Origin of the sequence: Lacrimispora sp. (assembly GCF_032078915.1) — a bacterium.
GTDB lineage: Bacteria > Bacillota > Clostridia > Lachnospirales > Lachnospiraceae > Lacrimispora.
In genome coordinates, this window is the sequence record NZ_DAMAUN010000041.1 from 8,903 (window position 1) to 33,579 (window position 24,677).

General features: G+C 42.2%; 20 protein-coding genes and 1 riboswitch. Of the genes, 7 read left to right on the forward strand and 13 right to left on the reverse strand.

What is annotated here, in order from left to right; translation table 11 throughout:
* The coding region (locus RT269_RS16275) for a hypothetical protein (protein ID WP_331664176.1) at positions 1-2,575 on the reverse strand (2,575 nt) is incomplete at its 3' end.
* A gap of 552 nt (positions 2,576-3,127) precedes the next feature.
* On the opposite strand from RT269_RS16275, the gene RT269_RS16280 reads away from it, so the two are divergent.
* Positions 3,128-3,364, forward strand: coding sequence for a hypothetical protein (locus RT269_RS16280; RefSeq protein WP_313184103.1), 237 nt, complete (start codon positions 3,128-3,130; stop codon positions 3,362-3,364).
* Positions 3,365-3,488: 124 nt separating this feature from the next.
* Here RT269_RS16280 and RT269_RS16285 read toward each other — a convergent pair whose 3' ends face one another.
* Entirely contained in the window at positions 3,489-5,384 is a 1,896-nt protein-coding gene (locus tag RT269_RS16285) for a heavy metal translocating P-type ATPase (RefSeq protein WP_313184105.1), read from the reverse strand.
* Between the two features lie 178 nt (positions 5,385-5,562).
* Here RT269_RS16285 and RT269_RS16290 point away from each other — a divergent pair, with 178 nt between their 5' ends.
* The 3 genes from RT269_RS16290 (at position 5,563) to RT269_RS16300 (ending at position 8,338) form a co-directional block, all read left to right on the forward strand.
* On the forward strand, positions 5,563-6,126 hold the full coding sequence (locus tag RT269_RS16290) for a TetR/AcrR family transcriptional regulator (RefSeq protein WP_313184107.1): 564 nt from the start codon (positions 5,563-5,565) through the stop codon (positions 6,124-6,126).
* A gap of 15 nt (positions 6,127-6,141) precedes the next feature.
* Positions 6,142-7,071 (forward strand): LysR family transcriptional regulator, encoded by a 930-nt coding sequence (locus RT269_RS16295; protein ID WP_313184108.1) that lies wholly within the window; start codon positions 6,142-6,144, stop codon positions 7,069-7,071.
* A gap of 106 nt (positions 7,072-7,177) precedes the next feature.
* Entirely contained in the window at positions 7,178-8,338 is a 1,161-nt protein-coding gene (locus RT269_RS16300) for a cobalamin-independent methionine synthase II family protein (RefSeq protein WP_313184110.1), read from the forward strand.
* Positions 8,339-8,438: 100 nt separating this feature from the next.
* On the opposite strand, the gene RT269_RS16305 is transcribed toward RT269_RS16300, so the two are convergent.
* From RT269_RS16305 to pgmB, 6 genes are all read right to left on the reverse strand, one after another.
* The gene (locus RT269_RS16305) at positions 8,439-9,071 is read right to left on the reverse strand and encodes a type 1 glutamine amidotransferase family protein (RefSeq protein WP_313184112.1); all 633 of its coding nucleotides are present in this window, start codon (positions 9,069-9,071) and stop codon (positions 8,439-8,441) included.
* Between the two features lie 122 nt (positions 9,072-9,193).
* Positions 9,194-10,060 (reverse strand): DUF2785 domain-containing protein, encoded by an 867-nt coding sequence (locus RT269_RS16310; protein ID WP_313184113.1) that lies wholly within the window; start codon positions 10,058-10,060, stop codon positions 9,194-9,196.
* A gap of 92 nt (positions 10,061-10,152) precedes the next feature.
* Positions 10,153-11,319: a GGDEF domain-containing protein gene (locus RT269_RS16315; protein WP_313184115.1), complete on the reverse strand. Its 1,167-nt coding sequence runs from the start codon at positions 11,317-11,319 to the stop codon at positions 10,153-10,155.
* A 157-nt stretch (positions 11,320-11,476) separates the two neighbouring features.
* Positions 11,477-12,004, reverse strand: a complete 528-nt coding sequence (locus RT269_RS16320) for a GNAT family N-acetyltransferase (protein ID WP_313184117.1) — start codon at positions 12,002-12,004, stop codon at positions 11,477-11,479.
* A gap of 10 nt (positions 12,005-12,014) precedes the next feature.
* Entirely contained in the window at positions 12,015-12,353 is a 339-nt protein-coding gene (locus tag RT269_RS16325) for a winged helix-turn-helix transcriptional regulator (RefSeq protein ID WP_313184118.1), read from the reverse strand.
* A gap of 453 nt (positions 12,354-12,806) precedes the next feature.
* Positions 12,807-13,457, reverse strand: coding sequence for a beta-phosphoglucomutase (gene pgmB, locus RT269_RS16330; protein ID WP_313184120.1), 651 nt, complete (start codon positions 13,455-13,457; stop codon positions 12,807-12,809).
* Between the two features lie 209 nt (positions 13,458-13,666).
* Here pgmB and RT269_RS16335 point away from each other — a divergent pair, with 209 nt between their 5' ends.
* Entirely contained in the window at positions 13,667-14,677 is a 1,011-nt protein-coding gene (locus RT269_RS16335) for a LacI family DNA-binding transcriptional regulator (RefSeq protein WP_313184121.1), read from the forward strand.
* A 45-nt stretch (positions 14,678-14,722) separates the two neighbouring features.
* Here the strand turns inward: RT269_RS16335 and RT269_RS16340 are convergent, their stop codons facing one another.
* The 5 genes from RT269_RS16340 to RT269_RS16360 form a co-directional block, all read right to left on the reverse strand.
* Positions 14,723-16,897, reverse strand: coding sequence for a glycosyl hydrolase family 65 protein (locus RT269_RS16340; protein WP_313184123.1), 2,175 nt, complete (start codon positions 16,895-16,897; stop codon positions 14,723-14,725).
* A 74-nt stretch (positions 16,898-16,971) separates the two neighbouring features.
* Positions 16,972-19,266 (reverse strand): glycoside hydrolase family 65 protein, encoded by a 2,295-nt coding sequence (locus tag RT269_RS16345; RefSeq protein WP_313184125.1) that lies wholly within the window; start codon positions 19,264-19,266, stop codon positions 16,972-16,974.
* A 3-nt stretch (positions 19,267-19,269) separates the two neighbouring features.
* Positions 19,270-20,148: a carbohydrate ABC transporter permease gene (locus RT269_RS16350; RefSeq protein ID WP_313184127.1), complete on the reverse strand. Its 879-nt coding sequence runs from the start codon at positions 20,146-20,148 to the stop codon at positions 19,270-19,272.
* An 11-nt stretch (positions 20,149-20,159) separates the two neighbouring features.
* The gene (locus tag RT269_RS16355) at positions 20,160-21,071 is read right to left on the reverse strand and encodes a carbohydrate ABC transporter permease (RefSeq protein WP_313184128.1); all 912 of its coding nucleotides are present in this window, start codon (positions 21,069-21,071) and stop codon (positions 20,160-20,162) included.
* Between the two features lie 85 nt (positions 21,072-21,156).
* Positions 21,157-22,593 (reverse strand): ABC transporter substrate-binding protein, encoded by a 1,437-nt coding sequence (locus RT269_RS16360; protein ID WP_313184130.1) that lies wholly within the window; start codon positions 22,591-22,593, stop codon positions 21,157-21,159.
* Between the two features lie 319 nt (positions 22,594-22,912).
* Positions 22,913-23,027: riboswitch (FMN riboswitch) on the forward strand.
* Between the two features lie 152 nt (positions 23,028-23,179).
* Here RT269_RS16360 and ribD point away from each other — a divergent pair.
* Together ribD and RT269_RS16370 are read left to right on the forward strand one after the other, a co-directional pair.
* Positions 23,180-24,280, forward strand: a complete 1,101-nt coding sequence (gene ribD, locus RT269_RS16365) for a bifunctional diaminohydroxyphosphoribosylaminopyrimidine deaminase/5-amino-6-(5-phosphoribosylamino)uracil reductase RibD (RefSeq protein WP_313184131.1) — start codon at positions 23,180-23,182, stop codon at positions 24,278-24,280.
* Positions 24,262-24,677 (forward strand): riboflavin synthase (locus RT269_RS16370; protein WP_313184164.1); only part of this gene is annotated, 416 nt, incomplete at its 3' end. The genes ribD and RT269_RS16370, both read left to right, overlap by 19 nt.

The following is a 24,677-nucleotide window of genomic DNA, read 5'->3' on the forward strand; positions in this document are numbered from 1 at the left end:
CCAGATTAAACAATACAAATAACGTCTTACTTAAAGGAACCATGCTTCTTCTTAAGTTATCAAAGATTTTCCATTTTGACAGCGCACATAAGTTTTTACCGTCCTGGGTCTTTCTCAAAAACAGCCAGGGCAGCAGCTGCCAGTCTCCCCGCAGCCATCGGTGTTCCCTTTTGGTAAAGGATAAAACGCTGGTTGGAAAATTGTCCATAATCTTGACCGTACTGGAAAAAGCCGTCCTTGCATAGCAGCTCTCAAAAAGGTCATGACTGAGAATCCTGTTTTCCGGTACCTTATTCTGAAGCACCTTATGGAAGGCCTCCCTATCATAGATGCCCTTCCCGGTATAAATTCCTTTATTAAAAATATCCTGGTAAATATCTGATATTACGGTTCCGTAATGGGCAAGGCCCGATTCTCCTCCAAAGATTTTCGCAAACCTGCTGCCGTTCTTATCCACAATATGGTTTCTTACCGAGGGCTGAATGATGACATAGCCCTCTTCTACCTTTTGATCTGCCGGGTCCAGAATCGGCTTATTTAAAGGATGATCGATCAGTCCGACCAGTTTTGCGGCATTGTCACGAAGCAGATTGGTATCCGCATCCAGTGTGATCACATACCGGAAGGTGGGAAGGAGCTTTTCATCACAGTAAATAGAGGTAAAGGTAGTATTCTCCTTTTCTTCTCCATTTAAAAGGCTGTTAAACTCTTCCAGCTTTCCTCTTTTACGCTCCCATCCCATATAACAGTTCTCCGCTTTATTCCATTTACGGCAGCGGAAGAATAGGGAAAAACGCTGCTGCTCCGACGGATAGAGCTCATTTAACTCTCTTCTGCGTGCAGCAAGGGCGTTTTCAATCACCTGGTCATTTTCCATGAACTCGTCCGGGGAATCCGCAAAATCAAGCAGCAATGCAAAATAAAGATTGGCCTGTCTGTTTGCCAGATAATGCTTTTGAAGACGTTCCATGTACCCCAGGCCCTGTTCCTTTGAGGAGACAATAACCGGCATAACCACAAAAGTTTTTGCATCCTCTGGTATTTCCTCCAGATAGTTCAGAGAAGGAATCTTCCTGACTTTAATTCTTCTTGTAAAAATAAAATTTGTAAGCTCTATGGAAATACCCATTAACAGCGGCATTGAAAGTAAAAGGATGATGACCAGCCGGCTGATATTCCGAGGCTCGCCAAGGTTCCAAAAGGCATAGAGCAGACAAGCGCAAAGTCCCGGGATCATAAGGAACATGGTAAGGAAATAAAGGAAGCCGCTTACGTTCATCCTTTTCTTAATCGTTTGAGGGATCGGCTTTCCTAACGCCTTTGCTTTTAAAATCGGATACCCCTTACCCAAAAGATAGGAGCCCACATGATGGGAACAATGCAGATCCTCTCTGCCCTGAACCGCAAGCTCCAGACAGTCTCCGGCTATCTTTTCCTCAGGCAGCCGGTAACGGTGCGATAATTTAACGATAACTCCACGGTACATGCCCCTGGATTCCAAATCCATCTTTGGATATACCCCATCCGGATCCTGTGATAAAATCTGCTCCAGATAAGAATATTCCTCAAAGAACTTTTCTTCATCAACTTCATTGATATCCCTCAGGCTGACAATCAAGGTCCGGATATTTGTCTCAAGAAATGATTCAATCTTTCCTTCCTCCATGAATATGCCGGAGGTCTTCACCTGCCTCTCCAGGGAAGAAAAGTGATGTTCCAGGTATTTTTGAATGGAAGCCTCATCAAAAGACAGGTTTTTCAAAAGGTGTATTACATGGGCATGGAAGGAATAGTTCAGCTTTAAGTTATCCTCTGTTTTGCAAAGCAGCGCTGATATATCGGCCGGTCCCTTCTTATCTGCCAGCTTATCCCGGAGAAACTTTTCTGCCTTTGATTTCACTTCAATCATACGAAGAATTTCTTCCGCGATTACAATGATTTCTTCCAGAATACAAAAGCCCAGCACTTCCGGCAAAACCCAGATTTCCTTGTCCGTAAGGGGGATCTTCTGCTGATAAGCCTTCAGCATCACAGAAATATTTTCTTCACTTAAGTGTCCGCCGGAAAGAGCCATCATCTTTTTTGCCACAACATAAATACGGGGAAAGTTCCGGTACTGCCTTCCCTCCAGAACCGGCAATACGGCATAACTGGTTCCTGATGTACGGACCTTTTTAATTTCCCGGTACAGCATCTGGAAATTGTCAAAGAGCCAGCGCGCTGCCGGAATCAGGGAAATGATATCCGTGGATACGGCGGAGATACTGTCTCTTATTTTATTCAGTTTTTTATAAGCAGCCTGATTATAATCATTAAGAACAAAGCTGCGTCCCACCAGTCTGACCTGACCATGACCTTCTGCCAGATCAAGCATCTGCTTCTCCCACTCGCTTGGGTCAAGTTTATTTTCTTCTCCCTGGAAGCAGGCCAGGAAATGAACGTTCCTGCTAAAATGATAACGCCGGTAATATAAAATAAATAGTACAAGGCAGATCGACGCAGACAGCAGCAATAGGATAATCAGCAGAAACGGTGAATTTATATAAAAATTAGTTTTTTCAAAAAAGCTCTGCAATTGAAGCTCCTCCTTATTTAAGAAATCCTTCCGGCATAACAATATCTATTTAAAGATAGTTTGTCTGTTTTTCTATAAAAAATAGCGCAGTATTATATTGTAGCACTTTTTATGTTTTTTTATTAATTTCCTGTCAGATTTATAAAATTTATACGAAATCCGTGTTCCTGCGGTACGTGGACAGTTTGAACTTATTTCAAAGTCAGGAACTATGGTATGTATATCTGTTACTTTTTTATCAAAGCTGCCCTCATACAAATATTACGCAAAACAGACGAACAATAAACAATAAAAGCCAAAGATTTAAAGCAAGGAAATATTCTCATATGGAATTACGGTTACAAGAGCAAAGCTATAAATTTAATCCCGAGCAAGACAGACAAGACAATAACTCAATGTCAAAGCGTCCCGTCAGGTGCGATTCCTGACAAGGCAAACAACAAGTGGATACTCGCTTTACAAACGGAAACACTCGCACTTTGATAGATGATTAAATCGAATTTACACTCTGTTTATGATATAATCCTTGCATATAAAAAGGAGGACGGATGCATGAATGACAGCGAATTATTACAAGCGGTATATAAAGATACGCAAGAATTAAAAAGCCGTATGTATACCATTGAAGATAATGTAACTGATATTCAGTTAACGCTAGAAGATGAAACAAATCATAATATTTCATTAATTGCTGAAGGACATCTGGATTTATCACGGAAATTAGATGGTGCATTGAAGGTAGAAAATGAAATTAGACAAATCAAAGAAAAAATTAATGTAATTGCATAAATAGTAACATAATCATGGAAGAGTGCAAAACCTGTTGAATGATTAAGGGTCTGCACTCTTTTTTATTTGCCTTGAATTTTGTAAAATAGTATGCACAAAGTCATGCAAATACATGGTCTTCTTTTTAAGTAAACTTCCGGTCATAAAGCAGAGCCGCGTTTAATACCACCAGTACAGAACCAGCATTATGTACCAATGCACCGGTAACCGGATTCAGCACACCTGTCACCGATAAAAGTATGGCCGTAAAATTAATTGCCATTGACACAGTGATGTTGAATTTTATGGTGTGAACCGTGGAATCTGACAGCCTTTTTAAATATGGAATCATAGAAATATCGTCGCCGGTCAAAGCAATGTCTGCCGCTTCGATGGCGATATCACTCCCCATACTCCCCATAGCCACGCCTACATCTGCGAGTTTAAGTGCAGGTGCGTCATTGACGCCATCCCCAATCATGCACACCTTTTTTCCTTGTTTTTTAAGCTCTGCGATATTGTTTACTTTATCCTCAGGAAGCAGCCCGGCTTTCACCGTCGTAATGCCGGTCTTCTCTGCAAAATATCCTGCCGCTTGAATATGATCTCCGGTCAGCAGCACCACCTGGGTATTCATGCCATGGAGTTCCTTTACCACACCATGAGCGGTATCCCGCAGTGTATCGGAAAGGGTAATCGCTCCGATGAGTGACCTTTCTTTTGCCACAAGTATCATCGCTTTTCCCTGTGCACGAAACTCCTCTAATTTGATGAACACCAACTCATCCATAAGTATCTGCTTTTCTTTTAAGAAGCTTACGGTTCCGCATAGCAGGGTCTGTCCGCTGATCGTTGCCGAGATGCCTTTTCCCGGCAGCATCTGAAAATCGTCTGCAGGCTCTATGGTCATCTGCAATTCTTTCGCATAAGAGACAATCGCTTTGGCTAAGGGATGTTCTGAATAGGCTTCTGCAGAAGCCGTCAGACTTAAAAGCTGTTCTTCCCCTACTTCTTCTTTCAAAGGGACCACATCTGCGACCACCAGATTGCCCCTGGTCAGAGTCCCGGTTTTATCAAAGGCAATGCAATCCACCTTTCCCATGTTTTCCAATGCTTCACCGGATTTAATGATAACGCCGTGCTTTGTTGCCTGGCCGATGGCTGCCATTATAGAGGTGGGGGTAGCCAGAGCCAAAGCACAGGGACAGAACACTACAAGAACGGTAACGGCGCGGTTTAAGGCTTCCGTGATTTCATATCCAAGAGCCCATGTGATTCCAAATGCTGCCACAGAAATGCCTAATGCCACCGGCACAAGCCAAGTCGCCCATTTATCCGCAATACGCTGCATAGGCGCTTTTTTGTTTTCAGCTTCCTGAACCATTCGGATCAGCTTTTGCAGGGAAGAATCCTCATTAGCCCTGGCTGTAACAACCTCAATCGAGCCGTAACGGTTCATGGTTCCGCAGAAAACCTGATCTCCCACGCTTTTATCCACGGGAAGTGATTCCCCGGTTATGATCGATTGGTCGATGGAAGTGTTACCCTCCGTTATTTCGCCGTCTACGGGGATCGATTCCCCAGGCAGGATACGAAGAATATCGCCCGGCAGGATCTGCTCCAACGGAACCATTTCCTCCCGGCTTCCTGATGCATCAGTAAGAATTCTTCTTCCCATCATGGGGGTTAGACTGATTAACTGCTTTAATCCTCTTTTTGACCGTTCAACCGTTTTTTCCTCTAAAATTGCACCAATTGCCATGATAAAGGCAACCTCACCGGCAGCAAAGAACTCACCGATGGCAATTGAGGCAGCCATCGCAATAGAGATCAGCAATGCGGAAGAGATCCATTTTTCATATACCAATCGGGTGACTGCAAGAAAAGTAAGCGGATATCCGGATAAAAGAATGGTTATCCATGCCGGATTTAAAGGGACCTCCTTACCCGTCAGCAGCAATATCAGGCTGAGCACCAGAAACGCACCGGATATAATTGTCATTGTAAGACCGGCAAATAAGTCGCTAATTTTTTTCAACATGATCTGTCCTCCAAAATGTTCCTTGATTCTTTCATCATTTTTCAGTACAATAAGTTCATAACAGAACATATTGTTCTTTTATTAGTATAGCAATGGCATTTGAGCGATACAAGAAACGATTTTTTCAAAATGTACGATACCGAACAAATCTGCAAAATTGTTCAAAACGGAGAGGGATATGGACAGACGACAAAGAAAAACCAGGGAAGCTATTTTCGAAGCATTCAGCAAACTGCTGATTCATAACAGCTATTCGCAAATCACCGTGCAGCAAATCATTGATGAGGCCAACGTGGGCCGGACCACCTTTTATGCCCATTTTCCAACAAAAGACGATCTTTTGCGGGAAATGTGTGCGGAACTGTTTGAGCATGTTATCTCCCATAAGCCGGAGGCAGAACCGACTCATGACTTCTCAATGGCGACCGGCGAGCCAAAGGCGATTGTGACCCATATTCTTTACCACTTAAGAGAGCATGGGCGGACGATGATTATCCTTTTGACCTGCGAAAATGGGGAACTGTTCCAGCGTTACTTTCATCAATATTTCCATGAGCTTGTGACGCTGCACATATTTAGCGGGAACACCCGTAAAAATACCATTGTACCGGATGACTTTCTCATCGATCATATTTCCGGGAGCTTTGTCAATCTGGTACGGTGGTGGCTGAAAAATCATATGAAACAGCCGCCGGAAGAAATCGCAGAATATTTTTGGGCGGTAATACAGCCGGTTGTGTAAGAGAGGAAACATGAGATGACATTACAACAGTTAAAATATTTTATAGAAGTGGCAAACTGCGGTTCCATCAACAAAGCCGCCGAACGATTATTTATTGCCCAGCCAAGCCTTTCAAACGCTCTTCGCGAATTAGAAACAGAAATCGGACACGAACTTCTCACCCGGACTCCGAGAGGCATATCTTTAACCACAGACGGCGCGGAGTTTCTGGGCTACGCCCGGCAGGTCGTGGAACAAGCGAGTCTCTTGGAACAACGGTGGCTGAATAAGAAACCGTCACGGCGGCTGTGCTCCATATCCACCCAGCACTATGCCTTTGCTGTGAATGCATTTGTGAATATGGTGAAAAAAACCGATGCAGAAGAATATGAGTACACCCTGCGGGAAGCAAGGACTTTTGAGATTGTAGAGGATGTAAAAAACCTGCGCAGCGAACTGGGCATCCTCTACATGAACAATTTTAACCGTCAGGTGTTAGAAAAGCTGCTGCGGGAAAACAATCTGAAATTTCATCCGCTCTTTACCGCTGTTCCTCATGTTTTTATAAGCACCTCCAATCCCCTTGCCAGGAAAAAATATGTAACTCTTGAAGACCTGGCTGATTACCCCCGTTTGTCCTTTGAGCAGGGGGATTACAACTCCTTTTATTTCTCGGAAGAAATACTCAGTACGGAATACGCCAGGAAAGATATTCATGTCGGTGACAGAGCCACTATTTTTAACCTCATGATAGGGCTTAACGGTTATACGATTTCCACAGGAATTGTGAGCGCAGATTTAAACGGGGATAATATCACGGCAGTGCCTCTTCGCGTCAACGATTCGATTGAGGTTGGCTGGATTTCCCACAAAGATATTCAGTTGTCACGGCAGGCGGCAATGTACCTTGAAGAATTGAAAGCAGTTGTGGCCGAATATGGCATTGATATTAAAAATGAGCTATAGCCTAAAGCTATAACCCGGCATATTTTTTTCATGTTACCAATAAGTCCACCTGGGATGGTACAATCAGCTTACTAAATTGATGTACCTGATAAAGGAGGATTTCCCAATGAGCAAAAAATTCCAGACAGTAGGCAGTCTGCTGCGCCCGGCAGCTTTGCTGAAATACAAGAACCAGATTGAGCACCGGGATGATATTACCTACCCGTTCTACAAAGATTTTGAAGGCTATGAGCAGTGTGAAGCAGAGTCCACGAAAGACGTTGCCGCAAAACAAATCAAACATGGGTTAACCGTCATTACCGATGGCGAGTATTCCAAGTCCATGTGGCATCTGGACTTTGTCTGGGGATTTCACGGCGTCAGCCGTTACATTGCACAACACGGCTACTTTTTCCGCGACAAAGATGATTCCCGGAAATACGAAACCCGCCGGGACATCGGTCTTAAGATCACGGAACCGCTGAGGGGCAGGAATCACCATTTCATTAAAGTCTTTGAGCAGCTTAAGTCCATTGCCGGAGATAAGGAGACAAAGCTTTGTATCCCCTCCCCATCCCATATCTTTGGAGAACTGTTATGGTCAGATAACATCGGTGGAAACGGCTCTGTTTACAATAACCCACAGGAGCTGAAAGCGGGGCTTACCCAGGCGTACATAGAATTTGTAGAGGAATACGCTGCTGCCGGCGGTAAAATCCTGCAGTTTGATGATTGTCTTTGGGAGCTTTTTGCAGACGATAATCCCAATTCCCCCTATACGGGCGAACACATCAACCAGGAGGAGGTCAAGGCACTTGCGGCTGAATTTATCGAAATCAATAATGCAGTGATTGATTTCGGCCACAGCCTGGGGCTTGCTATGTGGACCCACAACTGCCGCGGCAACTACGATTCACGGAATATGGGCGGCGGCTCCTATGGAAAGATTGCCAACCTGTTTTTAAAACAGTTAAAATATGACCGCTTTTTCCTGGAATGGGATGACGACCGTGCGGGCTCCCTTGAGGCGCTAAAAGTTTTTCAGGATAAGCCTGAGACAGAGATTGTTCTGGGCTTATTATCATCAAAAACCAATACACTGGATGACGAAGCCCGTGTGATCCGGCTGCTTAACGAGGCATCTGAAATCATCCCAAAAGACCGCCTGCTCCTCTCTCACCAGTGCGGATTTGCTTCCTGTGACGGTGGCAACGAGCTGACGGAAGAAGAACAGTGGTCAAAAATTGATCAGGGGCAGAAGATCGCACTGGCTTACTGGGGAGAATGAGTTTGAATCAGCTTAACTGGCATGGCAAATCCCGACAGGAAAACCTGCCGGGATTTCGTATACTGAAAAATTCCAAATCACCGGCCCCTTCGAATACCCCTCATGATTGGATTGAATCCATCAACTCATAAAAATATTCCGCTTTATGTGTCCGATAAAGATTATACCAGGCATCTAATGTCTTTGCAGAAAATACCTCCAATGCTTTCAGAACATGGAAGGAAAATTCCAGGGGAGTTATTCCGGACGCGGTAATCAAGTTCCCGTCAGTTACGGCAGGTTCCTGCTTATAGTACTGCTCTCCCCCATAGCCTGGGCAGATCATCTTAAGATATCCTAAGTCATTGCTTGTATGAAGGTTTCGATCCAGCAAGCCTTTCCGGGCAAGACCTATTGTAGCTCCGCAAATAGCTGCCACAATAATACCTTCCTTTAAGAACTGCTCTGCCATAGACAAAATGGGATCGTGAATCTGTTCTGTCCATGTATCTCCGCCTGGTAAAATCAAGGCGTCTGCGTTATCCATGGTACACTCATCAAGATCTATATCCGGTAATATTTTTAGGCCTCCCATTGTGGTAACAGGAGTCTTATTCGTTCCGACCGTAACGATTTTTGATGAGGCTAAGCCTTTCTTATAATATCTTCCTGAATTCAATTCCGCAGTTAAATAACCTATTTCCCAATCAGCCATTGTATCAAAAACATAAAGATATACAACGTTTTTATTCATATACACATCCTCCTTTTTTTAATTTCCAAGCGCGGATCAAACAATCGGCCGCGAGAGAAAACGATGTTATCTCTATAATAAAACAACTTCACTGACAACTACTGTCAGTGAAGCTGTTAAAATTAATTTTCTATTAATTCCAGATCTATTTTATGGAAGCGGTTTAATTTTTCTTCTGCATTGAATATTACATTTATAAGATCCAATGTATTGTCGTAATGCATTGTTTTGAAATACAGGCACCTTATGAAGTTCTTTGAATTGACTCTTGCAATATACTGTATCCGGTTATTCTGCCAGCCAGCACATTCACTTAGCTCTTCGATCCAGTTGATAATCCCTTGGTTTGATAAAAGATTCCCTTTCATGATTCGAAAAACAACACGGCAGATACGCTCGTCTTCTTCCGTATGAAAAATATATTTTCCATTATGCAAAATTTTCTTAAAAGCATTTAAAATTTCTTTAATTATATCCTCGTTGCATTCACGGCATTGTACTAACTCATCCATCACATCGGCGCCATGTGCTGCTGCATGTGCCCATTCTGATTTCTCAATATATCCCCTTAAGTCCTTTTCCGAAATATAGTATTCTATCACTTTGTTCTTGATATCCGTAAACTCAGCAGTGCTTAAAAATGCTTTTTTTCTATGTCTGATTAAAACCAGAACTACGACCAGCGCTGAAAAAGTCCTGGTAAAAACACTGTCATTCCCGTCACTGCCTATTTGATAAAATAAATGTTCATTATCCATAAGGATGGCAAGAATATATTTAAGCTGCTCTTCATTGAAAAATTCCTTCTCTTCTATCCACTCACTGAAGGTATTATATATTAAATCATCACGAAACTCGGAATCCGTATCACCGATATGGTCAAGCATCTGCAATACATAATCCCACGGATCCTGTTCTTCTGCCACCATGTATTGGTTTTCCTGGATTTTTCTTAATTCTGATATAAGCTGTTCTCGTTTATTGTTCAATCGCACGACTCCTTTCGTATGTTTTAATAAATTAAAGATACATGCTCTGAACCGATGCGAAACCTGCGGACGTTCTATCTGTTCAGGCATTGCTATTTAACTACCTCAATCCGATTCCGTCCATTCCTTTTTGCCGCATACAAAGCATCATCACTTATTCTATACAGTGTATTAATAGAAGTGTGTTCATCTGGAATAACGGTGACGATTCCTATACTTATGGTATATTTTATAATATGATCTCTCCCAACATTGACAGAAGCTTTCTCTACAATCCTTCTTAATCTTTCTGCAACTTCTAAAGCCTCCTTTTCATTCGTTCCCGGAAGCAGTACTGTAAACTCTTCGCCGCCAATTCTGCCAAACAGATCATAATCCCGTAATTGATGTTTTATTTTCTCTGCAAAATCTTTTAGTACCATATCTCCTGCATAATGGCCATAATCATCATTGATCTTTTTAAAATTATCCAGATCAATAAGAAAGAATGATATAGGCTCCTTTCTTCTTGAAAATAATGAGATGTTCTCTTTTGCCCGTAGTAAAAATGCTCTTCGGTTGAATATATCCGTCAGTTCGTCATATGTGGCAACCTTAGTCAATTCCAAATCTGACTTTTCCTTTGCCATAAGGATAAAACCAATATTCCCGATCAGCATAATCAGATATAAGCAAATGAAAAACAAGACATTGTATATATTATTCGACATCAAATATACGGATTCACTTAAACTGATTCCCATATATGCTCTTAGAATAAGCAAAATAAATCCTGCCAAATAAATGAAAGCAACTGTCTTTTGTAAAAACGATGAATTTTTATCCATCAAAAATACATAGATTGGGAAGCACCAAAGTATAATCATACTGATGGACATCACGGTAATCCGCACACCCTCCACGTATTGCAGTAATATGGCTAGATGGATTACCATAATCGTTATGACGGAAGCAATAACATATACCCGCTTTATCAATTTGTTACAGCGTTTCTTTATAATCAAGAACGCAATAATCTGCGTGGTCTGAGCAATAATTAAAAAGGAATTACCAAGGGATATTGAAATAAATATATTGATAACGTCCCGTAACCCAAGAAGAACCCATGCAATTGTATCAAACAGTCTTGCAATTAAAAAGATATATAAAGAAGAATCCTTCTTATGCTGGATCATGTAGGCAATACCTAATATCCCAGAAAAAAGATGCCCTATGACAATTGTAAATATAAGAGTTTTGATACTGAAGTCTAAACTCATTTTATTGCTCCCCACCTTCATGTTGAAGTTCCAAGCTGAAATTATAAACAATTAACCTTCTTAAGTAAGCCGGACCTAAAGCCTGCTGAACCATTACCATTATAATCGATAAATACTGAGCGTTACAGCTTCCACATGTCATGAGATTCTGCCTGAATTACTCTCCCCCTTCATATACCTTCATCATTAATAATTCGTCTATCCCTTTACGATAAAGGCTTGGAATTGTTGCCAGGTACTTATATCCTGATTTCTCATAAAAAATCTTCGCATCTGGATTGTAATCACCAACCAATAAGAATATTTTATCTCTGCTTTTAAAAAGTATATTTTCTATAAACTCCAGTAATTTCTTACCTATCCCTTTTCCCCTGTATTCCTCTTTAATAGCAATGAGATGCAGATAATGATATGCGTGAAAGGCACCTTCCGGGATAAAATATGCAAATCCGGCGCATTCACCGCTGCACAGAGCAACATACAAAGTTCCTCTATGTATACCTTCCAACACTGCATTCGTTCTGCTCTCTTCCGATTGAAAGTAAGCCGTACACATTGATGAATGTTCCATCGCTTTTATACAACTATCTAAATATTCTTCCGTTCCTTTTCTAAATTGTATGTCCACACTCGCCCCTCCCCAGATATCTAAGACTATTTCACCGTTCTTATTGAAATCAATCAAATGTTCCTTGTTACGTCGTACGGTTGGTATTCCCCCATTCACACATGATATCAAGAATTGGAATCAGGGATTTGCCCCGTTCGGTTAAGCTGTATTCAACCTTAGGCGGAATTTGCGGATATTCCTCCCGATGGACAAGCCCGTCAGCTTCTAATTCTTTCAGCATTGTACTCAAAGTCTTATATGATATCGTTTTGATATACTTTCTCATTTCATTATATCTTACTACTTCAAACTCCTTCAAACAATATAATATCACCATTTTATATTTTCCATTGATCAGAGATAAGGTATAGCTAAATCCTGTATTCTCTAAATCTTCAGCTTTTGAAACACATGAAAAACCCATTCACACTCTCCTTTTTTTAGGTACTATACCTTAACACCAGTATTGAACATCTATGTGCGTACTTGAATAATAGCTAGTTTACAATACAATTAAAGCAGACATACTGGTTGGTGTCAACATGCTCTTGCAATAATCACCGCCCGGTTTTGTCATTAAACCACTGACTTACTTCAGTGGAAGTCAGTGGGCAAGGTTTTGGTGCCATCGGCTGCAGTGCCATAAAAAACCTCCAAACTGAGTAATTCTACATCAGTTTGGAGGTTTGACTATGCTTAACCTAGTAGATATAAGGTATCAGACGATACCTGGTCTTCTTGCAATAAGTTTCAAACTCGCTTTTAAATTGCGTGCTCAATGTTTTCTCTATAATTACTGTTAAAGGTACTACAATAAATAAAAGTATTATTGACCATTCATATAACCCCCACTTTTTTCATACCTTCCCCTATCTCCTTATGCTCCTAAAATCCCGTTCCAGTCAATATCTGCCGCAAGTCCGGGTGCTGAATAATCTGCCCGTAGCTGTGCGTGCTCTGGCCCGACTCCCAGGGTTTTCATATGTACTGCTTTAGCGGCTGCTATACCGGCCATTGAATCCTCTACAACAAGGCAATCCTCATTTTTTAAACCCAATTTATTTGCAGCAACTTCAAAAACTTCAGGATCCGGTTTAGACCTTGTGATATCAAGTCCGCAGCTTACCTTATCAATATGAGAAAGTAGTCCTGTTTTTTCAAGAATGAGAGGGGCATTCCTGCTCACTGAACCTACACCTATTAATATGCCTTTGCCTTTTATCATCTTTAAACACTCGATAGCCCCAGGAAGAATAGCCTGCTCATCCAGCTTCTCTAAGAGTTCTTTATAATAATTATTTTTCCTCTCAGCAAACTTCTCTTTCTCTTCCCGGGTATATCTCTTACTTCCCTTTCCCAGTACCACTTCAAGAGATTCCATTCTGCTGACACCTTTTTGCTTCTTGTTATCTTCCTTTGTGAATGTACCAATGCCAAGTTCCTCTGCCAGTATCTTCCATGCTTTAAAGTGCAATTCATCCGTAGATACCAACACTCCATCTAAATCAAAAATCACTCCATGAATCATAATTATATCTCCTTATATTTATCCTAATAAGTAATTTATTTGAAGCTACACCCAATTGCACAGATACTTCATTCTGTAATAGGAAATTTTTTAAAATTATAATGCCTGCTCTTTGGGTCCCTCAATTAATCTGTACATTCTCTTTTAATTATGCTAAACTATTACTAATTGGGTTTAACATTAAACTTGCTAAAGAAAGGAACATAAAAATGGCCACAATAAAAGATATTGCACAGGCTGTAGGGGTAAGCTGCACCACCGTTTCCAATGTGATTCATGGACGGGCCGGACGTGTATCACCAGAGACCATTACCCGTATTAACGAAGCCATCGATCAATTGGGGTATGTTCCGAATATGTCCGCCCGGGCTCTGGTGTCAAGCTCCTCTAAAGTTATCGGGATGATCAGTCACCTGACTTCAAATAAAAAAGAAAGTATTGTAGAAGATCCCTTTCATTCTGCCTTCATAGGTTCCATTGAAAAAACCTTAAGGGAAAACGGTTATTATCTAATGCTCCGTACCGTAGAAACCACTTCGGATTTAATGAATTTTCTTCATAACTGGAATGTTGACGGCCTTTTTTGTACCGGTGTATTTCAGGATGAATTTTTTGAAGCACTTACCAAGCTTAAAATACCTGTGGTATTAATCGATAGCTATGTAGCTCATCCGAATATCTGCAATGTGGGCCTCCAGGACTATGACGGCGGATATACCGCCACCAAATATCTCATAGACAAAGGTCATAAAGATATCGCATTTGCTTCTCCTACCATCAAAAAGAAGGGCGTTGTTTACGAACGTTTTCAGGGTTATAAAAGCGCTCTGGCGGATGCTTCCATTCCTTTTCGTAAAAATCTGGTTTTTGAACAGGAACTTGATACGGCAACCACCATAACCCTTGGCACACAATTAGCCGCCAGAAATGATATAACAGCCATATTTGCTACGGCGGATATTTTGGCCGCGGGAATCATGGCAGGTCTTAAACAAGCCGGTAAAAGGGTACCTGAAGATTTTTCCGTCATGGGCTTTGATGATATCAACCTATGTCAGCTTACATCACCAAGGCTTACCACCATTCATCAGGATGCTCCTTTAAAGGGCAAACTGGCGGTTTACTTCCTCATGGATAAGCTTGACAACAAACCGATACCAGACAATGAGATCATTCTTCCTATCCATCTTGTTGAAAGAGAAAGTGTGATATCAATCTAATATTAGTAAGAAGGGAATGTCAAAACGCATTCCCTCTCCTCATTTTTATCTGATTTTTTCTACCTGTGCCTCATCCTTAGTAACAGTAATCTGATACAAATCTCCCAGATAATAAACCTTAAAGCATAATCTGTTCCAGGCGGAGGGAAGCCGGGGGGCTGCTATAAGCTTTCCGTCCTCGATCCGCAGACCGGCAAACCCTTCCACTGCAGTCATATACGCTCCGCCGCTGGCTGCCGGATGGGTGCCGCCGATGTAGATAAGTCCAGCCCATTGCTTTCCGCCGTCTCCAAGATCTGCTCCGGCTGACTTCATAAAGAAAGGATAGGCTTTATCCGACATACCGCATTTGCAGGCAAGCATGGAATACATGCAGGCGCTTAAGGAAGAACCGTGTTCCGTCCTGGGTTCATAATAAGTCCAGTTTTTATAACGTGTATCCGCATCATATTCGTCGGAGAATAGATTGATCATGGTTACAACATCTGCCTGCTTTATGATCTTGGTATGTGCTGCCACACCATAAGCTCCTCCCCAGTATTCTTTTTCGTGAAGAATCCTTTCCTTAACCTCAGCGATTGAAACTTCTTCCAGTTGCTCGTAGCCGTCAAACTGTTCAATAATACCAGTTTTTTCGCCGGGTGCGGGGATGTAAAGATGTTCTGCCGCATCCTGCAGTCTCTCCAGCAGCTCTTTCTTCTGTAATGAATCTTTATTTGCTTCTTTCATTTCTTCTTTTAGAATTTCAACTGCCGCATCAAAGGTATACTTAGCCATTCGATTTGTATAAGCATTATTGTTAACTCTCTCATGGTACTCATCTGGGCCGATTACGTCCCAAAGCTCATAACGCTCATTTTTAATTCTCTTGATCAAAAGGCTGTAATAGAACTTCGCACATTCCAATATGACTTCTGCCCCGCCCTCTGACAGCAAATCCCTTTTCCCGGTAAATAAGGTATAACGCATAATGCCGTAAACCACTGCTGCCGATATATGGATCTGCTTATCCTTAAAATAAGTTCTCATCGGACGGCCGGTAAATACATCTGTTACATTGTAATCAGAGCAGGCATCATATCCGCCCTCCTGACTCTCCCATGGGTAAAAAGCACCGTCAAACCCATAGCTCTCAGCCTTCTTCTGGGCACCGGGCAAGGTATCAATCCGGTATTTTAACAGTGTTTTCGCTATCTGGGGCTCTGTAAAGAGGAAAAAATCCAGCATAAACATTTCAGTATCCCAGAAAACCGCTCCCTTATAGGTCTGACCTGATAGCCCTCTGGCTGCGATGGACAGGCTTTCAGAGTGTCTTGGCGCAATGCTGTGGAGATGGTAAAGAGAATAGTTAAGCGCTTCCATTGCCTCATCGTCTCCTTCAATTGATACTTCTGAGACCTTCCATTTCTCTTCCCAGTTGTTTTTATGGTCTGACAGCAGCTTTTCATATCCAGCTTCCTTTGCTTTATGTACAAGCGTTTCTGCTTCTGACTGATAGTTCTCCCCGTCTTTGCTGGTATAAACAGCTATGTATTTATAAAACCGGTACTGCCCACCGGCTTTTAATGGGATACTGATGCGCCGCATTATTTTTCTGTCACCACTGCTGACCGTCTGATTTGTTTTCTCGGGAAGCCCAATGGACTCAAACACGGCCACACGATCCTGGTTCTCATGGGTCGTGCCAAATGCATACAGACATTCATTGAATGAACCGGTATCAACGCTGTCATAATGTGGACCGTTAATATCCCAGACATCACCGTCAATACCTGTTATAATCTCAGCCTCTCCGTCAAAGGAAGGAGTAAGCGTTACCATTAAGGCGATCAGGTGTTTTTCTTCCATGCTTGCAAATCTTTCCGTCTGTAACGATATACTTCCTTTTTTCGTCTGAAATACAGTCTCACGGCCGAATAGTCCGTGTCTGCAGCTCAGAGTCATCTTATGGGACAGCCACTCCTTTTTTAGCAGGCTATACTCTTCCCCTTCGATCAAAAGACTGGTATATAGGCCATTGGGAGCATTTAAAGGTTCTCTCCAGCCATTTCCTGCCTGATCATAAATGCCCGCCAGATTTATCGCAGGAAACTGTTCTTTCGTATACTCCTCCAGTGTTCCCCTGATTCCCATATAACCATTGCCGGTTAGAAATTTATTTCCCAGATTCGTTGTTTTCCGGGGATCATATCCATTCTCTTCGATCTTCCAGCTAATCATGTATCATTCCTCTCAATCTGCTGCCTGAGCAGCATAAATCTAATAGAATGAGCCGCCATAGGGCGGCTCATTGCCTAACGGATTATAGGAACTGCCACTTCTTCCTGACCTATGGTGTATTCTTTTTCATAAATCAGAACCTTAATGCCGCTTGCTTTCTTAGAGGATACTCTTATATGATCCTTGTCAATGGCAATAAATAAGATATCTCCTTTCAAATGTACCCGAAAGGAGTAGCCTTCCCACTGCTTTGGCAAAGAAGGGGCAAAGGTAAGTTCTTTCCCGTCAGATCTCATTCCTCCGAATCCGTATACAATATTCATCCAGGCTGCTGCAATGGAAGTGGTATGCAGTCCTTCCCCGGTATTCCTGTTATAATTATCAAGATCCATTCTGGTTGCAAAACCAAAGAATTTATATGCTTCCTCCTCTTTTTTTAGCTGAGAGGCCAAAATGGAGTGAACCGATGGGGAAAGTGAGCTTTCGTGGATACATCTGGGTTCATAGTAGTTATAATTATTTTCCAACTGCTCCCTGGTAAAATCTTTGTTGTAAAGGAGCATCATCATTAAAACATCAGGCTGCTTTAACATGTTATTGCGGTATATCCTGTCATAAGTCCAATGGTGGTAAAGAGGGAATTCTTCCACAGGTATTTTATCAATGTCAATATGAGGAAGATTAAAATATCCCTCATGCTGTTCAAAAATTCCTGTTTCTTCCTCATAAGGAATGTACATATTTTCTGCTATCTTACGAAAATTCTCAATTTCCTTCTCTTTCAGGTCCCTGTCCCTGATGACAGCGCCATAGATGTCAGGTGCCGTTTGAGAGCATCTTTTTAATACATCCAAGGTATATTCCAGGGTTTTCTTCCCCATATAATTGGTATAGCAATTATTATTTACCATCATCTGAAACTCATCCGGTCCCATAACTCCATAGAATCCATAGCTGGTTCCATCACCGCTCCAATCCCCTCTGGAAGCCAGCATTCGGCTGACCTCAATCAGAATCGGAAGGCCCTTTTCAAATATGAATCCGTTGTCGCCTGTAATATTTTCATAATGCCAGTAACCGTAAGCGACTGCCGTGGATGCCTGCAGCTGAAGGCTTGCATGCTGCCAGAGAGAACAGCATTCCCTTCCTGTTATGGTAGCGATAGGATAGAAGGCTCCTTCACAGTCAAGAGCTTTAGCCCTGTCCATGGCTTCTGAAAGAGTCAGATACCGGAACTCCAGCAAGTGCTTCGCCGCCTCCGGATTGTTAAAGATATAAAATGGCAGACAGTATGCCTCCGTATCCCAGAAGGTGTTGCCGCTGTAAGCTTCACCTGTCAATCCTTTTGCACCGATGATCGTTCCCTGATCCGCACCGTGATACGTCTGATGCAGCTGAAATATACAGTATCTGATCCCCTGCTGGTTCCGCTTATCTCCTTTTATCTCTATATCAGATTCCTGCCAGGCTGCATCCCACCATGCAAGAGTATCCTCTTTTAATCTGCTATAAGTCAATGCATGTAAAACGGTTGCATTCTCTTCACATTTCTTTTTAAAAGCTTTCTTATCAGACTCTGCCCTACCCTTTCTGCTGATGTTTCTGATGATCTTGATGAATTCCGATTCTTTTCCTTCCTCAAGTGAAAGTGTGAATTTTCTGATGTACCGTTTCTCTTCCTGTTCATCTTCCCTTTTTGCATAATCACAGTGGAACTTGCAGCTTACCAAAAGAGACTGATCCGTACCAATGGTAGTTCCAAGCATACTGATTGTATCTTCATCTGCTGACTTAGAAACTACATTCCACATATTGCGCCCAGTCATTTGATGAATCCCGGTAAAATCAATGCCGGAATGAAGCGTTATTTCTCCTGAAAAGTTAAGAGGCGTTATGATGATCTTCTGTGCTCCAGACTCTGCCTCTTTCATAGACAGGAAGCGGATGAATTCAAGTCTTATTTCCTTGCCGCTTGTTAATATCCATAGATAGGATCTGGTCAGAATGCCACTTTTTAAATCCAATTCCCTGTAGAAGTCTCTAAACTGCACCGTGTTTAAATCTAATAATTCTCCGTCTGCTTCCACTCTGGTATATAACCAGTCTGTAGAATTTACAATGAACTCTGTTTCGTCAACAATTCCTTTGTAACTTGATTTTTCAAGCTGCGTCTTTTCATAAATGCCGTTAAAATAATTTCCCATAAGGCTGCTGCCGGAATATCCTTCCTCAAAACTGCCTCTGGTGCCCATGTATTCATTCCCCAGTGAAAAAATAGATTCAGAAACCAAAGCATAGTCCTTGTTAAATCCCTCTTCGGTAACTTTCCACGGGTGTACCTTATAATAAAGATCTGCTGATTTTGCCATATTCTACCCCTTTAATGCTCCTGCTGCTGCACCTTCTGTTATTTGTTTCTGGAATAATGTAAATAATACGATCGGAGGTATGATTGAGAATGCTACCGCTCTTAATATTTCTACGTCCGTTGCATTGGAAGTGCGGAACATAAACAGCCTTACCATCACCGTTTCCTTACCGGAACCATTAAGAACCAGGTACGGAAGAAGGAAATCAGACCAGGCAGCATTAATTGCAAAGATAACCACTACCACAACAATGGACTTTGACAGGGGAAGCACGATTCTGGCAAATGTCTTTAAATAACTGCATCCATCTAGCTTAGCTGCTTCAATTAATTCCTGGGGCAGACTTTCAAAGAACTGTTTAAATAATATTACATAAAATGCATTGGCTCCAAATGACAGCCAAAGCGGTAAAAAGGATTGATTCAATCCGATTCTGTTAATGTTGACAAATAAAGCTACAACACTGGTTGTTGCAGGAATCAAAAGACTCCACATAACCAGTCCGAATACGATTTTATGACCCTTGGGCTTTATGATGCCAAGTACATACGCGATAAGCCCATTAAAAATAACGGCACTTACAACACTGCCTAACACGGAAATAAAAGAATTAATATAAAACTTACCGAACTTTAAATCATTCCAAGTCTTTATGTATGTATTAAAATCAAAATTGGAAGGCAGAAGTGTTGCGCTTCTTCTAAACTCCTTAATGTCCTTAAAGCTCGCTAAAAATACCCATAAAAGAGGAAACAAAGAAGCTATGACTATGCCAATGCATAACAAATAAATAATGATAAGCAACGTTCTGGTGCGTTTGGAATGAAGGTCATAAAAACGGACGACTCCGTCTTCTTTTTTTCTGTAACTGTCAAAAAACATTCAAATCCCCCCTAATCTTCTTTTGACGCGGTGAATTTAAAATACAGGCCGCTTAGAATAATTAAAACAATGCTCATCATAACGGATAACGCAGCCGCCATAGGATAATTAAAATCCCTGAAGGCATAATTATAAACCAATTGCATAATCGAAATACTTGCATTATTAGGCCCGCCATTGGTCATAACCAGCGGTTCATAAATAATCTGGAATACTGCAATAATTTGAAGAATCAGTAATGTCTTACCAAGAGCAAAAATATTTGGAATGGTAATATAACGCATTCTGTTTATAATTCCTGCGCCATCTATGGTAGCCGCCTCATAAAGCTCCGGATTGATGTTTGATATACCTGCCATATAGATAAATGCAGTAGAACCGGCACCTTTCCAGGTCATCACAGCTACGATTAAGGGGATCGTCCACCTGGGATTTGTAAGCCATATCTGCGGTGCTGCCCCAATTTTCTCCAATAGAATGTTTAAAACACCGGTATTGCCGGGACGGAAAAAGAAGCCCCACATCAAAACCATGGCAAGACCCGGCATGATATTAGGAAAATATATGCCAACACGGAAAAAGCTCTTTAAAAATGTTGTTTCTGTTATGAGAATTGCCAGTACAATAGGTACAAAGAACCCGATGATCAAGGACCATAAAATATAGACAAATGTATTGGAAAACGCCGCAAGAAAGTCCGGGTGTTTCAAAACTTTTGCATAATTCTGAAGGCCCACAAACTCCTGAAGGCGAATTCCTTTCGCTGTATAAAGAGAGAGCCGGATACTTTCAATCAATGGTTCCCACACAAAAAATGCAAATAGCAGGATTGTAGGCAGCATGATTAACCATCCTGTCAGATCTCTTCTTTTAAACCCCGTCCGATGTTTCTTATTTGCCAGTTTATGCTTTGTTTCAGCCACGTTATCTGCCCTCCTTATGTTTTTAATGTCTTATCAAAGCTGATGGGCATCTTGCAAAAGATCCCCATCAGCCTGTTTGCTATATTTATTTGTTAACTTTTTGGTCTAACATCTCCTGATAGTTATCGTTTGCTGTTTTCATAAGTGCTGGAATATCCGCATTCTTATCTGTGATGACTGCCTGAAGAACTTTTGTGAGTTCCGCATATAAATCCTGTGCAGAACCAGGCTCTTCGGCTCTTAAGTTGCCATCCGTTTTGATAATATCAAAGTAGTCGTTGTAAAGCTTCATATCAACGTTACTATATTCTTCCGTTACTGCTGTTTCCGCATCCAAAACTTTCTGATCGACCCAGCAGGGGAAACGAGGAATTACAGGTACATTGTTATTAACTTTGTTCTGATCATCCGCTTTCATGCCGGCAATCGCTACATCTGTTGCTACGGGTGCTTTTCCCATAATCTCAAGGTAATCAAGAGCTGCATTGATCTGTTCCGGTGTTGCATCCTTTGAGAACATATAAGGGGTTCCGCCAGATAAGGAGTATTGTCCTTTCGGTCCTGCAGGAATAGGAACGATCGATAACTTATCAACAGGAAGACCGTTAACCTGAGTCGGCTGGTTTACGGCATCGTTAGCAGCCATATACATAGCCGCTGTTCCGGTTCCTAACGCACCGAAACCAGTCCCCCAATCTTCATTGGTCGGATCAGCAGTAAGTACGTCATAATCCCATTTTAACGATTTCACATATTCCATAGCTGCAATCGCCTCAGGGCTGTTTACATTAGCAACATATTTTCCGTCTTTTAATAGTGTAAATGTTGCCCCAAATCCCCAGGCAATGTTGCTGAAGTGCCATCCGCCTGCGCCATCTTTCGCTAAAAGGCAAAAACCTGCCTGACCGGTCTTATCTTTGATTGTCTTAGCTGTTATAGCAAGTTCATCCCAAGTCTTTGGATACTGGGGATATCCGTTTGCATCAACTAAGCCGGCTTCTTCAAAAAGCTCAACATTAATCATCAGACCAAGTGCGTATCCATCACGGGGAAGTCCATAGATCCTGCCGTCTTTGGAAAGCATATCGCGGATAGAAGGATTCATTGCTGCATCCCAGCCCCTGGCCTTTAATTCATCTGTAATATCAGCCACAAAGCCACCATTAATCAACTTCTGCGGCTCTGTAAACCAAGTATCGAAAATAGTAGGCAGGTTCCCTGACTCTGCTAACGATACGAAAGTATCCGTTGCGTATTTGTAATATGCCGGAATCACTTCTACATTAGGGTGAGCCTCATTGAAGGTTTTTACATATCCTTCATGAAGCTTAACATCGTCAGTTAATGTATCTTCAGGCCAGATACCAAGCTTGATCTGGAATTTCTCAACAGGCGCCCCCGCTGCTGCTCCCTCTGAAGATGCTGCCACCGCAGATGTTTCGTTTTTTTTGCATCCAACTAACGTTGTTGCGGCCAGCAGTAAACACAAGAGCATACTGACAAGCCTTTTGGTTTTTTTCATAAATCTTCCCCTTCCTTTGACATGCTTTTATATAGTTTTGCGTTAAACTTACCTTGTGGTATGTTATGTATTGTAGATTTAACGTTAAACCTATTATATCAGTTGTGAATTTTGTTGTCAATAAGTTTTAATCATTATTCGTTATTGTATATATTGCATTAAACGACATAATATTTGGGCTGATACCATAGGTTTCATACTGCTGTTTCTGGCTCTGATGTCAGTTTGCTTTTGGCCTATTCAAACACTTAATGCAAAACAGGATATATATTTCTGGTTGACAAATGAAAAACACATAGTATAATGAGTTTTAATTGAATAATATCTTCAGGGCAGGGTTCAATTCCCTACCGGTGGTAAAGCCCACGAGCCGCAAGGCATGATTCGGTGTAATTCCGAAGCCGACAGTATAGTCTGGATAAAAGAAGATGATAAGTCACAGTATTTCTGTGTATATGTAAATTTGCTCTGGAACCATTTTATTGTTCCAGAGTTTTTTTATTGTAGTATATACCCTTCTGTACCCGTGATTTTTATATGCCTTGAACGACTTTGTTCAAGGCATTTTATTTTTTGGAGGTGTTGTATGACTGATACGGAATACATGCGATTAGCTTTACAGCTTGCAAAGAAAGGATGTGGTTGGACAAATCCAAATCCCATGGTGGGGGCGGTGATTGTGAAGGATGGTAAGATGATTGGTCAGGGTTATCACCAGAAATACGGAGGCCTCCATGCGGAACGCAACGCCCTGGCCAGCTGCGAAACATCGCCGGAGGGGGCTACCATGTATGTGACTCTGGAGCCTTGCTGCCATACCGGAAAAACACCCCCCTGCACCGACGCGATCCTGGAAAGTGGTATCCGCCATGTGGTAATCGGCTCTTGTGACCCGAATCCATTGGCAGGGGGAAAAGGCATTGAACTGTTACGTTCCAGTGGAATCGAAGTCACAAAAGGAATTTTAAAAGATGAATGTGACGCTCTAAACCAAAGCTTCTTTCACTACATCCAAAACAAAACACCCTATGTGATCATGAAGTACGCCATGACCCTGGATGGGAAGATTGCGACACGCACCGGAAAATCCCAATGGATCACCGGTGAAGCGGCACGGCACCGTGTTCATGAGGACCGGCACCGCTATTCTGCCATTATGGCAGGGGTTGGCACCGTCCTTGCAGATGATCCGCTGCTGACCTGCCGGCTGGAAAACGGCAGAAACCCGCTCCGCATTATCTGTGACACCCATCTTAAGACGCCCTTAAGAGCAAAGCTTGTTACTACAGCAGGCATAACCGATACCCTCCTTGCTACGGCAAATGCGGATCATGACAAGCATCGGCCCTATCTGGAGGCAGGCTGTAACATTCTGGTACTTCCTGAAAAAGAAGGGCATATTGATCTAAACTGCCTTATGACAGCTCTGGGTGAGAGAAAAATTGACAGTGTATTACTGGAAGGAGGCGGTACTTTAAACTGGTCTGCCCTGCAATGCGGAATCGTCAACAAAGTACAGACCTACATTGCCCCTAAGCTGTTTGGCGGCAGCGGCAAAACCCCGGTAATGGGCCTTGGAATAGACAGCCCGGGCCAGGCGTTTCATTTAAGCAAGCCGGCCATTACATGGATGGAGGAGGATATTTTATTGGAAAGCGAGGTGATCCGGTGTTCACGGGAATCATAGAAGAAATCGGCAGAATACAAACCGTCCGCAAAGGTGCAGAGTCCTCTTCTATCTCTGTTCAGGCAAAGAAAATCATGGAGGATGTCCGCATTGGGGACAGCATCGCTGTCAACGGTGTGTGTCTCACGGTTACGACATTTTCTCAAGGCAGATTTACTGCCGACGTTATGCACGAAACCTTTAACCGATCCTCTCTCGGAGGTTTACCAACGGGAAGTCCTGTCAACTTAGAACGGGCAATGCCGGCAAACGGAAGATTTGGGGGGCATATTGTTTCAGGCCATATCGACGGTACCGGAACGGTTTCTGCCATTCAAAAAGACGATAATGCCGTCTGGTATACGATCAAAACCACCCCTGGCATTCTGCGGTACATCATTGAAAAGGGATCTGTTGC

Coding starts and splice junctions, on each gene's coding strand:
- RT269_RS16285 (WP_313184105.1), bottom strand. CDS start 5,384: ATGTTGAAAAAAATTAGCGACTTATTTGCCGGTCTTACAATGACAATT.
- RT269_RS16350 (WP_313184127.1), bottom strand. CDS start 20,148: ATGTTTTTTGACAGTTACAGAAAAAAAGAAGACGGAGTCGTCCGTTTT.
- pgmB (WP_313184120.1), bottom strand. CDS start 13,457: ATGATTCATGGAGTGATTTTTGATTTAGATGGAGTGTTGGTATCTACG.
- RT269_RS16300 (WP_313184110.1), top strand. CDS start 7,178: ATGAGCAAAAAATTCCAGACAGTAGGCAGTCTGCTGCGCCCGGCAGCT.
- RT269_RS16340 (WP_313184123.1), bottom strand. CDS start 16,897: ATGATTAGCTGGAAGATCGAAGAGAATGGATATGATCCCCGGAAAACA.
- ribD (WP_313184131.1), top strand. CDS start 23,180: ATGACTGATACGGAATACATGCGATTAGCTTTACAGCTTGCAAAGAAA.
- RT269_RS16295 (WP_313184108.1), top strand. CDS start 6,142: ATGACATTACAACAGTTAAAATATTTTATAGAAGTGGCAAACTGCGGT.
- RT269_RS16305 (WP_313184112.1), bottom strand. CDS start 9,071: ATGAATAAAAACGTTGTATATCTTTATGTTTTTGATACAATGGCTGAT.
- RT269_RS16335 (WP_313184121.1), top strand. CDS start 13,667: ATGGCCACAATAAAAGATATTGCACAGGCTGTAGGGGTAAGCTGCACC.
- RT269_RS16290 (WP_313184107.1), top strand. CDS start 5,563: ATGGACAGACGACAAAGAAAAACCAGGGAAGCTATTTTCGAAGCATTC.
- RT269_RS16280 (WP_313184103.1), top strand. CDS start 3,128: ATGAATGACAGCGAATTATTACAAGCGGTATATAAAGATACGCAAGAA.
- RT269_RS16315 (WP_313184115.1), bottom strand. CDS start 11,319: ATGAGTTTAGACTTCAGTATCAAAACTCTTATATTTACAATTGTCATA.
- RT269_RS16360 (WP_313184130.1), bottom strand. CDS start 22,593: ATGAAAAAAACCAAAAGGCTTGTCAGTATGCTCTTGTGTTTACTGCTG.
- RT269_RS16325 (WP_313184118.1), bottom strand. CDS start 12,353: ATGGGTTTTTCATGTGTTTCAAAAGCTGAAGATTTAGAGAATACAGGA.
- RT269_RS16345 (WP_313184125.1), bottom strand. CDS start 19,266: ATGGCAAAATCAGCAGATCTTTATTATAAGGTACACCCGTGGAAAGTT.